Source organism: Algoriphagus mannitolivorans DSM 15301, assembly GCF_000429425.1.
GTDB lineage: Bacteria > Bacteroidota > Bacteroidia > Cytophagales > Cyclobacteriaceae > Algoriphagus > Algoriphagus mannitolivorans.
On sequence record NZ_AUBV01000001.1, the window covers coordinates 337,823 to 350,751 of the forward strand.

Annotated in this window: 15 protein-coding genes; 5 read left to right on the forward strand and 10 right to left on the reverse strand. The window is 42.5% G+C overall.

Translation table 11 applies throughout. The features are described from left to right. Nucleotides 1-43: 43 nt before the first annotated feature. The 3 genes from G458_RS0101480 (at nt 44) to G458_RS0101490 (ending at nt 2,831) form a co-directional block, all read left to right on the forward strand. Nucleotides 44-1,300, forward strand: a complete 1,257-nt coding sequence (locus G458_RS0101480) for an aminotransferase class V-fold PLP-dependent enzyme (RefSeq protein ID WP_026950330.1) — start codon at nt 44-46, stop codon at nt 1,298-1,300. Nucleotides 1,301-1,330: 30 nt separating this feature from the next. Then, entirely contained in the window at nt 1,331-1,678 is a 348-nt protein-coding gene (locus G458_RS0101485) for a nucleotide pyrophosphohydrolase (protein WP_245579213.1), read from the forward strand. A 130-nt stretch (nt 1,679-1,808) separates the two neighbouring features. Beyond that, nucleotides 1,809-2,831: a BamA/TamA family outer membrane protein gene (locus G458_RS0101490; protein ID WP_169719245.1), complete on the forward strand. Its 1,023-nt coding sequence runs from the start codon at nt 1,809-1,811 to the stop codon at nt 2,829-2,831. Between the two features lie 26 nt (nt 2,832-2,857). Here the strand turns inward: G458_RS0101490 and G458_RS0101495 are convergent, their stop codons facing one another. The 6 genes from G458_RS0101495 to G458_RS0101525 all read right to left on the reverse strand — a co-directional run bounded on the left by G458_RS0101495 (nt 2,858) and on the right by G458_RS0101525 (nt 7,724). Further along, nucleotides 2,858-4,411, reverse strand: coding sequence for a M81 family metallopeptidase (locus tag G458_RS0101495; protein ID WP_026950333.1), 1,554 nt, complete (start codon nt 4,409-4,411; stop codon nt 2,858-2,860). A gap of 213 nt (nt 4,412-4,624) precedes the next feature. Next, nucleotides 4,625-4,861 carry a YdcH family protein gene (locus G458_RS0101505; RefSeq protein ID WP_035467542.1) on the reverse strand — a complete coding sequence of 79 codons (237 nt, stop codon included), beginning with the start codon at nt 4,859-4,861 and terminating at the stop codon, nt 4,625-4,627. Between the two features lie 64 nt (nt 4,862-4,925). After that, the gene (locus G458_RS0101510; RefSeq protein WP_157359653.1) at nt 4,926-5,360 is read right to left on the reverse strand and encodes a hypothetical protein; all 435 of its coding nucleotides are present in this window, start codon (nt 5,358-5,360) and stop codon (nt 4,926-4,928) included. A 95-nt stretch (nt 5,361-5,455) separates the two neighbouring features. Beyond that, nucleotides 5,456-6,163 carry a 2-phosphosulfolactate phosphatase gene (locus G458_RS0101515; protein WP_026950336.1) on the reverse strand — a complete coding sequence of 236 codons (708 nt, stop codon included), beginning with the start codon at nt 6,161-6,163 and terminating at the stop codon, nt 5,456-5,458. Further along, nucleotides 6,163-7,257, reverse strand: coding sequence for a glycine cleavage system aminomethyltransferase GcvT (gene gcvT / locus G458_RS0101520; protein ID WP_026950337.1), 1,095 nt, complete (start codon nt 7,255-7,257; stop codon nt 6,163-6,165). Before gcvT ends, G458_RS0101515 begins: the two co-directional genes overlap by 1 nt. Nucleotides 7,258-7,397: 140 nt before the next feature. Then, nucleotides 7,398-7,724: a HesB/IscA family protein gene (locus G458_RS0101525; protein ID WP_026950338.1), complete on the reverse strand. Its 327-nt coding sequence runs from the start codon at nt 7,722-7,724 to the stop codon at nt 7,398-7,400. Between the two features lie 93 nt (nt 7,725-7,817). Between G458_RS0101525 and mce the strand changes: the two genes are divergently transcribed. Beyond that, complete coding sequence (mce, locus tag G458_RS0101530; RefSeq protein WP_026950339.1) at nt 7,818-8,219, forward strand: methylmalonyl-CoA epimerase; 402 nt, start codon at nt 7,818-7,820, stop codon at nt 8,217-8,219. A 239-nt stretch (nt 8,220-8,458) separates the two neighbouring features. Next, the gene (gene thiL / locus G458_RS0101535) at nt 8,459-9,487 is read left to right on the forward strand and encodes a thiamine-phosphate kinase (protein WP_026950340.1); all 1,029 of its coding nucleotides are present in this window, start codon (nt 8,459-8,461) and stop codon (nt 9,485-9,487) included. 1 nt (nt 9,488) lies between these two features. Here the strand turns inward: thiL and G458_RS0101540 are convergent, their stop codons facing one another. The 4 genes from G458_RS0101540 to G458_RS0101555 form a co-directional block, all read right to left on the reverse strand. Next, nucleotides 9,489-10,967 carry a sulfatase family protein gene (locus tag G458_RS0101540; protein ID WP_026950341.1) on the reverse strand — a complete coding sequence of 493 codons (1,479 nt, stop codon included), beginning with the start codon at nt 10,965-10,967 and terminating at the stop codon, nt 9,489-9,491. A gap of 60 nt (nt 10,968-11,027) precedes the next feature. Further along, nucleotides 11,028-11,480: a D-aminoacyl-tRNA deacylase gene (dtd, locus tag G458_RS0101545; RefSeq protein ID WP_026950342.1), complete on the reverse strand. Its 453-nt coding sequence runs from the start codon at nt 11,478-11,480 to the stop codon at nt 11,028-11,030. Continuing rightward, nucleotides 11,477-12,196 (reverse strand): NAD-dependent epimerase/dehydratase family protein, encoded by a 720-nt coding sequence (locus G458_RS0101550; RefSeq protein WP_026950343.1) that lies wholly within the window; start codon nt 12,194-12,196, stop codon nt 11,477-11,479. Before G458_RS0101550 ends, dtd begins: the two co-directional genes overlap by 4 nt. Nucleotides 12,197-12,277: 81 nt before the next feature. Next, a complete protein-coding gene (locus G458_RS0101555; RefSeq protein WP_026950344.1) occupies nt 12,278-12,901 on the reverse strand; it encodes a thioredoxin family protein in 624 nt (207 codons plus the stop codon). Nucleotides 12,902-12,929: the final 28 nt, after the last annotated feature.

Sequence of the window (12,929 nt, forward strand, 5' to 3'; positions counted from 1 at the left end):
AAAACTGAGGATTCCTTAGCTTTTTACTCCAAACCAAAAATCCATGAATCCACGTCGTTCTTTTCTCCAAAAATTAGGATTGAGCATAGCCTTGCCTAGTATTTTGGGGATGAAAATAAAATCCAAGCCTCCAAATTTCGATTTTTCCCTCCCGGATCCGGAATTTTGGTTCCAGGTCAGAGAAACTTTTCCCTTGACCAAAAACCGAGTGTATTTCAACAATGGCACGTTTGGACCAGCTCCATTTCCAGTATTGGAAAAAGTTGAAGCCATCAATCAATTGGTCAGTACCACTGGAGAGTATGGAAATACTGATCAGGAAAGGATTGCAATTGCGGAATTTTTAAACTGTCAAACCGAGGAATTAAGTCTTACTCACAACACCACAGAGGGGATTAACATCATGGCTTGGGGCCTTCCGTTGAAAGCAGGAGATGAGGTTATTCTCACAACTCACGACCACGCCGGCAATGCCTTGCCCTGGCTCAACAGAGCCAAATTGGACGGAATTATTTTGAAAGCTTTCAGCCCTGCAAACACCCAAGAAGAGAATCTAGACCTCGTGAAATCCCTTTGTGGTCCGAGGACCAAGGTCATCGCAATTCCCCATATCACCTGTACAACCGGATTGGTATTTCCAATCCGGGAAATATCAGATTATGCCAGAAGTAAAGGGATTTATACAGCCATTGACGGTGCACATGGTGCGGGTACTTTTAACCTAAACCTTCATGAACTCGGATGTGATTTCTACGCGGGTTGCTTTCATAAATGGCTTTTAGGCCCTAGCGGGACAGGCTTTTTATATGTGAAAAAAGAAAAATTGAACGAGCTTCAAGCCTTACAGATCGGTGGGTATTCAGATCTTGGATGGGATATGCTGAGTTCTCCTCCGATTTTGAAAGGATATGTGGATACAGCCCATCGGTTTGATTATGGCACCCAAAGCAAGTCCTTGTATGCAGGAGTGAAAGCCGCAGCGGACTTCCACACTGCAATTGGAAAGCAAAAAGTTGAAGATCGGTTAAGAACTTTGAATCAAAGACTTTATGAACAGATGAAGGATCTAGGAACCTCATTTGAAATTCTCAGTCCAGAAGAACCTCAATCCAGACTTCCAATGATTACTTTTCGGTCCCCTTCTATTCCTGCCGAGGAGTTAAACCGAAAAATTTCCAAAAATGGATTTCGAGTTCGGCAAATCCACGAAGCTGGATTGAATGCTATTCGGGTGTCAACGCATATCTATAATTCTGAGGAAGAAATTGATCAATTTGTTCAACTTCTTCAGAAATTATGAAGTTAACCTACCGTCCAATAAATACCAGAAATGAATAAGGATATAAAGGAAATTACCATTTCAGAGGCTCAGAATCTTGTAGATCAATGGATCAAAACAGTGGGGGTTCGGTATTTCAACGAGCTAACCAATATGACCATCCTGATGGAAGAGGTCGGGGAACTTGCCCGCATTATGTCCAGAACCTATGGAGAACAATCCTTTAAAGAATCGGATAAGGGTAAGGATTTGGGAGATGAAATGGCAGATGTATTATGGGTTTTGATCTGTTTGGCCAATCAAACGGGAGTCGATCTGACTCAAGCTCTCCAAAAGAACTTCGAGAAAAAAAATATCCGAGATGCTAACAGGCATCAGGACAATGAAAAATTACGCTAAGGAGGTAAAGCCTCTTTAGTCATCGGAAATAGAGGTTCACTTCGTATTTTTTGATATGCAAAAGTCAACCTCTTTCCTGCTCTTCATTTTTATTTTTTCAAATGCCCTGACTAACCCGGTATTTTCTCAAATGGCGGAAAGGAAAATGGATAAAGAAATGACTTTTGCCGTTCTCCCTGTGGTTTACTTTACTCCTGAGACAAAATGGGTATTTGGAGTTGGGGGAGTCAGCACATTTAACCTGGATAGCATATCTACCACTTATGAGAGTCAGCTAACAGCGGGACTTGCCTACTCACTCAGAAATCAGTTTTTAAGCTACGTCAGTGGGAGAATTTTTTCGCCTAAGAATCGGTCTTTATGGTATGGGGAAATGGGATGGTACGACTATGTATTTTTTTATTTCGGACAGGGAATGAATGTCAATCAGGACTCGGAAGAAATTTACTCTGCCAAATTCCCTCGACTTAGATTCAACTATGTCCGAAACATTGGAAAAAACTGGTTTTTAGGAGGAGGGTTTCGTTTTGACGGCATGAATATTTTTGAGCTTCAGGAAGACGGGGCCTTGGCTAATGGAGAAATTATCGGAAGTCAAGGCGGGAGAAATTCCGGTTTGGGACCTTTGATTCTCCATGACTCCCGAAACAACCAACTCTACCCTGAAAGTGGAGTCTATTTTGAAGCCGGGCTTCAAGCATTTGGGGGGATTTTTGGAGGGGAGTTTTCTTACGTTCGAGCCATTTCTGACTTTAGAAAAATACTCCCTCTTGGAAAAAATCAAGTATTCGCAGCACAAGCATTTTCTGAAATCACTTTTGGAGATGTTCCCTTTTTCGCCCTGCCAATGTTAGGCGGAAACAAGCTCCTCAGAGGTTTATTTGAAGGCAAATACCGGGAAAAGAATCTTTTCGCATTGCAGGCTGAATACCGCTACAAATTTCTTCCTAGGTGGGGAATTGTAGCGTTTGGTGGAACCGGAAACGCTTTTTCAAGTGAAAACCCTCTTCATTTCAACCTCACCAAGATCACCTATGGCGTAGGAGGAAGATTTCAATTGAATCAAGAAAAAAAGCTCAACCTGAGACTGGATCTTGCCCATTCGCCCGGCGAGCCTTTTCAATTCTATTTTACATTTGGGGAAGCTTTCTGATCCTAAAAAAAGCACTCCCCTTTGATTTATTTTGAACCGGAGGATTTAATCCATCTCACACTTAAATCAGGTTCAGACATATCTTTATCCAAGGGAAACATCGGTCGATTGATTCGCTTGTAGCCTAGTCTCTCCAAATCTTGATCCACTCCTCCAGGAGTCAAAGCCATCACCCAATCCCCGCGCAAGTCGTAGAGTTCGGGCACCAAATATCCAATCTTGACGACCACAATATCAGATTTTCGCGGGCTTAGTCCGAGGTCTGTAAAGTCCTTTTCATGGTGATAGGGCTTCCGGCGTTTGGTGACGATTACATTTACAGAGCCTACCTTGACTACCACTTCCACGTCAGCATCTTTGTCTCCCTCCTTGATGGCAGCTACAGTTCCTTTCAGCAAAATCGGCGGTGCAAATCGATCGTCCACCATCGCACCCACTTTTCCCTGAACAGGATTCCCGACTCCGGCCTTCAATGCATTTTCAATCAATTCTGGCCCTGGAATTGAAGCATAAATCAGCTCGGGTCCATTCTCGCTTTTAAACTCAGGTCTCTTCAGTATCTCATTCAAGGTCCAAGTGACATCTCCTGCACCACCTGCTGTGGGATTATCTCCCATATCAGAGATTACGAATGGCTTTTTCTCACTTTTTAAGGCCATTTCCAAGCTTTCATCCAAGTAAGCCACAGGCGCTACGAATTCAAACTGATTGCGGACGTCCCAAAATCTTTTTGCCAAATATTCAGCACTCTCTTTTACCTGCTTTTCGTCATCTCCGGTGACCATCACTACCGCATGATTCCGGGGTTCATCGGCCCAGGCATACCCAATCCAGATTGCTGCGTCAATCACACCATCTTTTTGGGTCTCCGGATCTACTTTAGCATAAAGCGATTTTCCGGGGTCAATTCGAGTACTGGTTTTTTCTCCCGGCAAAAGGATCGGAACCGGGATCCATGCCTTGAATTTGGGCTTACCCTTCCCGCTTTCCAATCGTTCCAAAAGATTGTCCACTGCTCTTTTTTTCGACTCCAAAGCATCTTCGTGAGGAGCCATTCTATAGCAAGTGATCAAATCAGAGTTTTCGGCAAGTCGTGGAGAAACATTCCCGTGCAAATCCATGGAGGTTGAGATTAAGGTTTCAGGCCCGACAACTTCTCTTACTTTGATAATGAAATCCCCTTCCGGATCATCCAATCCCTCCACACTCATTGCCCCGTGAATGTCAAAAAATAGCCCATCATAAGGCAAGTTTTGCTTGAGCATTTCCAGCGTGACGCCCACAAGTGAATCATAGGCTTCTCGGGTCACCATTCCTCCCGGAATTGCATGGCCTCTCAAAGTCGGGAACCATTCTGCGCGCTTTCGATTCGCAGAATCAGGCTCCATGAAGGGATAATAGGAAAAAATTTCCTCCCCCGTCCGCACCCGAAAAGCCTGAGCAGTGGATCTGGCAGGTGAAAATGTACTGGATTCTATCGCTAATCCGGCAATGGCAATCCTAGGTAAGGGAGTGGAATCTTCCTTGTTTGTACATGAAAAAAAGGAAATCAATCCGAGCAGCAACAAATATCTTCTCATCCTAATTGGCTGGTAAGGTGGTTTTCAAAATAATTTCCAATGAAGTTAGAAAACTCTCCACCTATCCTGCGGAAAATTTGAAAAAGGGTTCTGAAAATGTGTTGAAAGGAATCGATCGCCTCCAAACTCCAAAATGAGGTCAAAAAAACCGGATTTTGATTTCCCAACAAAAGTCAAACGCTTATTTGGGCTTATCAAAATCCGGATTTAGTGTTAATTCTCTTTCAGAAACTTATAAATCTCATCCTTCAGATGAAGCCTCTTAATTCGAAGCTGGTTAGCTGTCTCATCAGAAGCAGGCTCTGAATCAGACTCGATTCGATAAATTTCATGGTCTAGTGCGTCATAGGCTTCAAAAAGGTTTTTAAAATGCTCATTATCCACTTTCATTTCGAGGATTTTTCCTTCGAATTCTGGAAATTCTTCTGTTAGGGGATGCTTCTTAATCATATTTATCGGGTTTTGATCTTTGAACAATACTATCCCAAAAAACCCGAAATAATCATGACAAAGGTCACTCTATGGAAGGATTTAAATTAGGTACCTCCAGATAATGAAATGAATCAAGGATTCTCCAGCCTAATAATCTCCAAGTGATGAACCCTTCGAGAATCTTTTGATCTCCGAATTCAGAAATCCTAACATGGTGCCAATCAATTCCAGCCACCAATCCGCTCATGATTGAACTACTTTCTTCCTGAAGAATTTCCCCAGTCTCAGGATCTCTGACCAAATTCAAAAAAAGTGAGTTTGTCCAATTGTATTTAATTTTGATCGTTTCCATTTTTCCATAGACTAGTTTGATATCTTCCTTTTTAGGCTTGGATCTCATGAAAAATCCTCCAAAGCCTACTACCAAAACCAGCACGACGAAACTTCGATTATATCCTTCCAAAAATTTCCTGCCCCGAAAGAGTAAAGCCATTAGGAAGAAAAAGAAAGCCAACATTAAAAAAAGGTTTAAAACTCCCCAAAGAATTAGAATCATAGCTTTAAGATCAACTCTTAAAACTATAAAATTATTCGGTACAAAAAATCAAATTCCTAGGCGCCAACCAAAAATCCCACATTATCCACTTTGACCACCAGATCATACAGATCAAGAGTTAAGCAAAAATCAATGTCTGCTTCAATTCCATGATTCTGGAGTCGTTTGGCATGAGAGGCCTGAGAAAGGTATTTCTTCAGCTGATGACCTTCTTTCTCAAAGAGTGACTTCATGGCCAAGGCCCCATCCTCTTCAGCAGCATGAGTGGATTCCAGGGATTTGACCAGAGCACCAGCGAATAGGGAATCTTCCAAATTAAAGCGTCCCTTCCATCCCGCGCAATGAATCAATACATCCTTTTTCTGGGCTTGAATGTAAGAAACAGTAGCTTGAAGATTGGGAAAAGCACCGATTAGGATTTCTGCTGCTCCTTTGGATTTGTCAATGGCTTGTGTGCCATTCGTGGTCGTCATAGCCAGTTGAATACCCTCAAAGGCATTGTCCAAAAAAGCGACGGGGGAATTTCCCAGTTCAAAACCAGGAGCGGTATGCCCATTCCTCTCTCCGGCTATTTTATAGCCTTGATCCTGCATCTTGCGGCAAGATTCTAGATCTGCAAAAGGAAGAATTCTTTGGACTCCATTGGCCAAGGCAGCAACCATCGTAGAAGTAGCCCGAAAAATATCGACTACTACTACGATTTTGTCATCTAACTCATGGTGCTGGATAAGATCCGGACTAAAACAGATTTCGATTTGCTGCATTAAGCTTTAAAAAGAGGGAGTTTTTCGACCTGAGCTTTCAGGTTTTTATTTCTTACTTGGATAAAAATCTCCGTTCCAGGTTTGCTGAATTCAGTTTTGACATAACCCAAACCGATTCCCACACCCATACTTGGAGACTGCGTCCCGGAAGTCACTTCACCGATCACCTCTCCCGATGCATCTACAATTGGATAGTGCCCTCTAGGAATTCCTCGTTCCTGCATCACAAAACCCACCAATTTTCTTTCTACTCCAGCTTCTTTTTGGGCTTTTAGGGACTCAGAATTGATGAAGTCTTTGGTAAACTTGGTAATCCAACCCAGACCCGCTTCTATAGGGGAAGTCGTGTCAGTGATATCATTTCCATAAAGACAATAGCCCATTTCCAATCTCAAGGTATCTCTTGCACCTAGCCCGATTGGTTTGATGTCAAAGTCTTTTCCGGCTTCGAAAATTGCCTTCCAGACCTTTTCAGCATCTTCATTTTTCACATAGATCTCAAATCCACCCGCACCCGTGTAGCCTGTACCTGAGATGATGACGTCTTGGACTCCTGCAAATTCCCCAACAGTGAAGTGATAGAATTTGACCTCGGAAAGATTCACAGGTGTCAAAGATTGAACTGCTTCAATGGCTTTTGGTCCCTGAACCGCAAAAAGTGAATATTGGTCAGAAACATTGGTAAGTTGGGCTCCCATGGTATTATGCCGGTTTACCCAAGCCCAGTCTTTATCGATATTGGAAGCATTGACCACCAACATGTATTTCTCATCCGAAAACTTGTAAACGATCAAGTCATCCACAATTCCTCCGGTTTCATTTGGAAAGCAAGAGTACTGAGCCTGACCCACTACCAATTTGGATGCATCATTTGAGGTTACCTTTTGAATCAAGTTTAAGGCCTCTGGACCTTCCACCAAAAATTCCCCCATATGGGACACATCAAACACCCCAACACCGTTTCTCACGCAAAGGTGTTCCTCATTGTCCGAGCTGTAACGTACAGGCATGTTAAAGCCCGCAAAAGGGACCATTTTTCCTCCAAGAGCTACGTGAAGGTCGTTTAGGGCTATTTTTTTGACTTGTTCTTCCATATTTGGGTCTTTTTTATCGTGGGCAAAGGTAAGAATTGAAGGGTAAAATGGGCGGGTACTTTCCAGTTTTTTCCGGGGCTAGGAAATGAAAAAAGCAACCACGAAGAGTTGCTTTTTGTTGAGTTCGGAAAATGATTTTTTTACACTGAGAAACTTTCCCCACATCCGCAGGTCCTGCTGGCGTTGGGATTGACAAACTGGAATCCTTTACCGTTCAGTCCATCTGAAAACTCTAGGGTAGTTCCGGCAAGGTATAGTAAACTTTTGCGATCGACGATGATCTTGACACCTTTGTCTTCAAAAACATGGTCCGTATCGATAATTTGATCATCAAAACCCAAATCATACATCAATCCGGAACAGCCGCCTCCTTTTACAGAAACTCGAATATTTTCATTTTCTGTTCGGCCCTCTTCTCTTTTCAATTCAAGAATTCGGTCTTTAGCCTTGTCTGAAACGATGATCATATATTTTTACTTTACTTTTGATAGTTCTTTCAATTGTGGGGAAAACATGGTTCCGCATAAAAAGATTCAGACACAAAGATACAAAATAACCGCATGAGGAAAATTGAACATATCGGAATAGCTGTAGCAGACCTGAGAAAATCCAATGATCTGTTTCAAAAACTCCTGGGTAAAAAGCACTTCAAGACCGAAATCGTGGAAGGAGAAGGTGTGGAAACCAGCTTTTTTCAAGTAGGAGAAACTAAGGTTGAATTGCTTCAAGCTACCCGTCCGGACAGTCCGATCGCCAAGTATTTGGAAAAAAAATCAGAAGGAATCCATCATATCGCTTTTGATGTGGAAGATATCCATGCAGAAGTGGCCAGACTTAAAGGAGAAGGCTTCGAAATCCTGAATGAAACTCCCAAAGAAGGGGCAGACAATAAATTAGTGGTATTTTTGCATCCCCGAAGTACAAATGGAGTCTTGGTGGAATTGTGTCAGGAGAAGCAGTGATCAGTTGATAGTCGCAGTTGGCAGAGAGTCAGAAGGCTGAAGTTAGAAGTTTGAAAAGTGGGCTGGGAGCAGTTTCTAGTATGCAGTAAGTCAGAAAGCAGCTATCAAACAAATGTCTGAAAATCAAACAATAAAAACTTGATCTGCGAAAATCTGTGTCCTTTTCTGTGCAAACTTGCTTGCTGCAAGCAGGTCTACAGGAGAAAGAAGGTAATGTAAATCAAAAATCGTAAATCATAATGTCAGATAAACGAACAGAAATAAGTGAATTGGGCGAGTTTGGCCTAATTGATCACCTGAATCAAAAGGTGAAAATCAAAAACTCCTCCTCTCTGAAAGGCATTGGTGACGATGCGGCTATCATCGAATCAGGAGATAAAGTTAAAGTAGTTTCCACGGATTTACTTTTAGAAGGAGTGCATTTTGACTTGGCTTATGCACCTCTGCCTCATGTTGGATTTAAAGCCGTTGCAGTGAATGTCTCAGACATTGCTGCGATGAATGCCATCCCTAAGCAAATTACCGTCAGCATAGCATTATCCAACCGGTTTTCAGTGGAAGCGGTAGATGCCCTGTATTCTGGCATTCATGCCGCATGTGAGCACTATGGGGTGGACCTAGTTGGAGGAGATACCACGGCCTCCAGAAGCGGGCTTGTCATCTCTATCACCGCCATTGGGGAAGCCAAAAAAGAGGAAATCAGCTATCGTTCTGGTGCCAAAGTGAATGATATACTTTGCGTCACCGGAGATTTGGGCGGAGCGCTTGTGGGATTACAGATTCTGGAAAGGGAAAAGCAGGTTTACTTGGCAAACCCTGACATGAAACCTGATCTGGAAAAATATACTCTCGTGACCGCCCGGCAATTAAAACCAGATGCCCGAATGGACATCATCCATGAATTGAAAGATTTGGAAGTAGTACCGACTTCCATGATGGATATTTCGGATGGTCTCGCTTCTGAAATCTTCCATATCTGCAAAGCCTCTGGAGTCGGAGCCACGATCTATGAAGACAAACTGCCGATTGACAAACAGACCTTTGACACGGCAGTGGAGCTAAATTTGGACCCTATCACCTGCGTCCTAAATGGAGGAGAAGATTATGAATTGCTTTTCACCATTGATCAAAAGGATTTTGCCAAACTGGAAAAACATCCGGACATCCACTTCATCGGTCATATCACCAAGGCAGAGGAAGGAAAATATCTAGTGACCAAAAGCGGTACCGCTGTCCAGATCAAAGCTCAAGGCTGGAAGCATTTTTAAGCTAAGGAAGTCTATTTCGAGACAAATAATCGGCCGGGCGGATGCTATCCGTCCGGTCGTACAAATAATTCCACTTCTTCATATAGGAATCTGCCGGTAAGAATTCATCTTTTCGCTCCTTGAGTTTTCTTTGTAAAACCCCTTCCAATTCTTTCTGCAATGCTGAGAATTGGGGATCATTTACCAAATTTTTGAGCTGATAAGGATCCGAGAAATTATCATAGAGCAGCCATGGACCTCGCAGATCTTTCACATAAGTATATCGGGCTGTTCGAATTCCTCGATATTCTCTGCCTCCATTAGAAAACTGCCATTCATGAAAGGGAACAGGCAGCATAATCAGACTCGCGTCAGAGTTCAATTCAGTTCCTGCGATGATTTCCATGGAAAAATCTTGCCCTTCGATAGTCTTTGGTTTTTTGATTCCACTCAATCCCAAAATCGTAGGCAATAAATCAGGGGTTCCGATAGGGTTCAAAAGCCTTCTGGAAGATTTACCCAACTTTTCCGGGTAACGGATTAATAGCGGGACTTTTATGGACTCATCCCAGGGTCTTTGCTTTTTCAATACACCTTTGGACATCAGCATGTCTCCATGTTCGGAGGTAAAAACCAAGATAGTTTGATCCGAAATCCCTAAACTATCGAGGCTTCGAACCAACTTTCCCACTGCATGATCAATGGCCGTAGCGTGTGCATAATATCCGGCTAAAACCCTCCTGGCACTGTCTTGAAATTCCTCGGGCACATTGGTCCTTAATTCCAGTTTGGAGGCATCGTAAAGTTCTTGAAATTCTTTTGGAGCTGAAAAATAAGGATCATGGGGAGGCCCATAGGACAGAATCAGAGCAAAAGCCTTGGATTTATTTTTTGAAATAAAGCTGATCGCGCTATCAGTCTGAGGAAAAACATCATATCCCGACCAAGTTTGCTTTTGATCATTTTCATCAAAATAAAAGCTGTTGTTGTAATTATGAGTCACTTCCCGGACTTTCCAATACTCAAACCCCTGCCTTCGATCTGCAGGTACAGGTTTATCTCTGCCACTGAAAGGATCTTCGCCTCTTTGATGTCCGTTCAAGTGCCACTTGCCGATATAACCCGTTTTATATCCCGCGGCCTGGTAAATCTCCCCTAAGGTTAGGGCTTCATTGGGCAAGGGCTTGTCATTGTAAAAAATACCGTGAGTCAAAGGATATTGCCCTGTCAAAAAGCTGGCCCGCCACGGAGCGCAAACAGGAAGAGTGGCAATGGAATTTTCAAATATTAAACTCTGGGAGGCTAATTGGTCCAGATTCGGGGTTTGAATTTGGGTGTTCCCCATATAGCCCATTTCCTGAGCTCTCCATTGGTCCGCAAGGATAAAGACCAAATTGGGTGTTTGGTAATCGGGTGTTGTGAAATCTTCAATGGCTGGATATTCTTTATTCCAAATATTCCACAAAAGTCCAACAAGATGGAAAAACAAGAGTACAGGCATGAGACAAGAGCTTTTTTAAAAATAAATTTTTCAAGCTCAAGGGCTATCCTGCTCTGTTCTCTAAACCCGGTTTTTTGAATCGATCACGATGGTAACAGGGCCATCATTGATTAGACTGACTTTCATATCAGCACCAAACTCCCCGGTTCCGATTTTTTTTCCTAGCTCAGTTTCCAATGCCAAAATCATCTTCTCGTACATAGGGATCGCAAAATCAGGTTTTGAAGCTTTGATGTAAGAAGGACGATTCCCTTTTTTGGTACTCGCATGAAGCGTAAACTGTGAAATCAAAAGAATTTCTCCATCCACCTCCAAAACACTCCGGTTCATCACTCCATTTTCATCGGGGAAGATCCTGAGATTCACTATTTTTTTACTTAGCCAATCAATATCCTCTTGAGTGTCGGCATCTTCAATTCCCAAAAGGACCATCAAACCAATTCCGATTGATGATTTTACCATACCTTCTATTTTCACTGAAGATTCTGAAACTCGCTGAATGACTGCTATCATTTGCTTAAATCTTGCATTTGTCCTGAAGTAATGATTTCAAGAGCTTGGTTGGATGCGCTTTGGGCAGTTAGCACCATGGCCTCAGCCACTTGATGTGCATAGATTGGTCTATAATTTTTAAATAATTTCAACCAGACAAGTGGCTTCATCACAATAGAAGCAATTTGCTCACCCAAGCGGAATTCATGCCGGTTTCCCAAAAGTAAAGCGGGCCGAAATAATCCGAGGTAATCAAACTTTAAGGACTTGAGGTCATCTTCAGTTTCACCTTTCACCTTATTGTAAAAAATGGAAGAGTGTGGGTTCGCTCCCATGGCAGAAACATAGAGAAATTTGCTGGCACCCAGGCTTTTTGCCCATTCCCCAAATCCAATTACCAAATCATGGTCAACTGCGTAAAATCGCTCCTTGGATCCTGCCACTTTGATTGTGGTGCCAAGGCTCGAATAGGCGTGAATAATAGCCTTCTTCTCCTTGATCTCCTGCAAAAATCCAGCATATTCACCTCCCAGGGCTTGTTCTTTGACTTTTTCTTCCCAATCCCAATCCTTCAGACGAAACATATCGCCTTCAATCTGAATAAGTTTTTGGTGCTTTAAGGCAAGTTTTCTCCTGCCCAAGCTGAGTATAAAATCATAATGAGCCTCTTTTAAAAGTTGGTGCAAAAGCTGCATGCCGACCAATCCGGAGGTACCTGTAATAAGTGCTATTTTCATCTGGTATTAATCTAATTTTTAAGGCCAGATGGGATTAATTTTGGTGATTTACTATCCCGATATCTAATTTTCATGGCTAAATCATGAAATAAGACTTGCCTGAATTAATGGGTATAATTCAGATTCCAAGTCCTTATTTTTATTTCTGGCATACCAAAGATATACTTCTTCTAAAAACTCTTGATATGTCTTCCCTTTAGAATCATGGCGGTATTCCTTGTATAGATCCATCAAAAATTGAGGTTTTGGACCCCAAGTGAACAATTCACACTTCAAATTCTCTGAAAAAGCAACCAGTTTGGGAATCGATCTAGCGCCATTTGTCAGGTAGGCATCCATTACCTCCGGGTATTCATCCCTCATGATGATTCTCAATTCAATTTTAGGATTCAGTTCAGCGAGTTTTGCCAAATAAGGAATTGACTGTGAACCGTCCCCGCACCAAGCTTCTGTAATAACCAACCAAAATTGCGGTTCCTGAATTGACTCGATCAAGGCCTGCATTTCCGGCGAAACTTTGGCCGTCTTATCCCAGCGATTCATGCGCTGAAGACACATTCGGGTGTAATCCAGATAAGCCTCACTTTGGTTTGCGCCGGTAGTCCGATTTTCGGCCACCAATTGCTCAGTAAATTTCACAAACTCCGGATACGAAAATCCTTTCTTAAAAATTGTTGGGGTGACAGGGTGACTTAAATACTCCATTCCTTCGATTTTTTAGAAGGACAACAGC

Bases quoted from the DNA above. Each gene is read 5' to 3' on its own strand.
- mce (WP_026950339.1), top strand. From the start codon at position 7,818: ATGAGGAAAATTGAACATATCGGAATAGCTGTAGCAGACCTGAGAAAA.
- G458_RS0101515 (WP_026950336.1), bottom strand. From the start codon at position 6,163: ATGCAGCAAATCGAAATCTGTTTTAGTCCGGATCTTATCCAGCACCAT.
- G458_RS0101540 (WP_026950341.1), bottom strand. From the start codon at position 10,967: ATGCCTGTACTCTTGTTTTTCCATCTTGTTGGACTTTTGTGGAATATT.
- G458_RS0101525 (WP_026950338.1), bottom strand. From the start codon at position 7,724: ATGATCATCGTTTCAGACAAGGCTAAAGACCGAATTCTTGAATTGAAA.
- dtd (WP_026950342.1), bottom strand. From the start codon at position 11,480: ATGATAGCAGTCATTCAGCGAGTTTCAGAATCTTCAGTGAAAATAGAA.
- G458_RS0101550 (WP_026950343.1), bottom strand. From the start codon at position 12,196: ATGAAAATAGCACTTATTACAGGTACCTCCGGATTGGTCGGCATGCAG.
- G458_RS0101480 (WP_026950330.1), top strand. From the start codon at position 44: ATGAATCCACGTCGTTCTTTTCTCCAAAAATTAGGATTGAGCATAGCC.
- G458_RS0101485 (WP_245579213.1), top strand. From the start codon at position 1,331: ATGAATAAGGATATAAAGGAAATTACCATTTCAGAGGCTCAGAATCTT.
- G458_RS0101555 (WP_026950344.1), bottom strand. From the start codon at position 12,901: ATGGAGTATTTAAGTCACCCTGTCACCCCAACAATTTTTAAGAAAGGA.
- G458_RS0101495 (WP_026950333.1), bottom strand. From the start codon at position 4,411: ATGAGAAGATATTTGTTGCTGCTCGGATTGATTTCCTTTTTTTCATGT.
- gcvT (WP_026950337.1), bottom strand. From the start codon at position 7,257: ATGGAAGAACAAGTCAAAAAAATAGCCCTAAACGACCTTCACGTAGCT.
- G458_RS0101510 (WP_157359653.1), bottom strand. From the start codon at position 5,360: ATGTTGGCTTTCTTTTTCTTCCTAATGGCTTTACTCTTTCGGGGCAGG.
- thiL (WP_026950340.1), top strand. From the start codon at position 8,459: ATGTCAGATAAACGAACAGAAATAAGTGAATTGGGCGAGTTTGGCCTA.
- G458_RS0101505 (WP_035467542.1), bottom strand. From the start codon at position 4,861: ATGATTAAGAAGCATCCCCTAACAGAAGAATTTCCAGAATTCGAAGGA.
- G458_RS0101490 (WP_169719245.1), top strand. From the start codon at position 1,809: ATGGCGGAAAGGAAAATGGATAAAGAAATGACTTTTGCCGTTCTCCCT.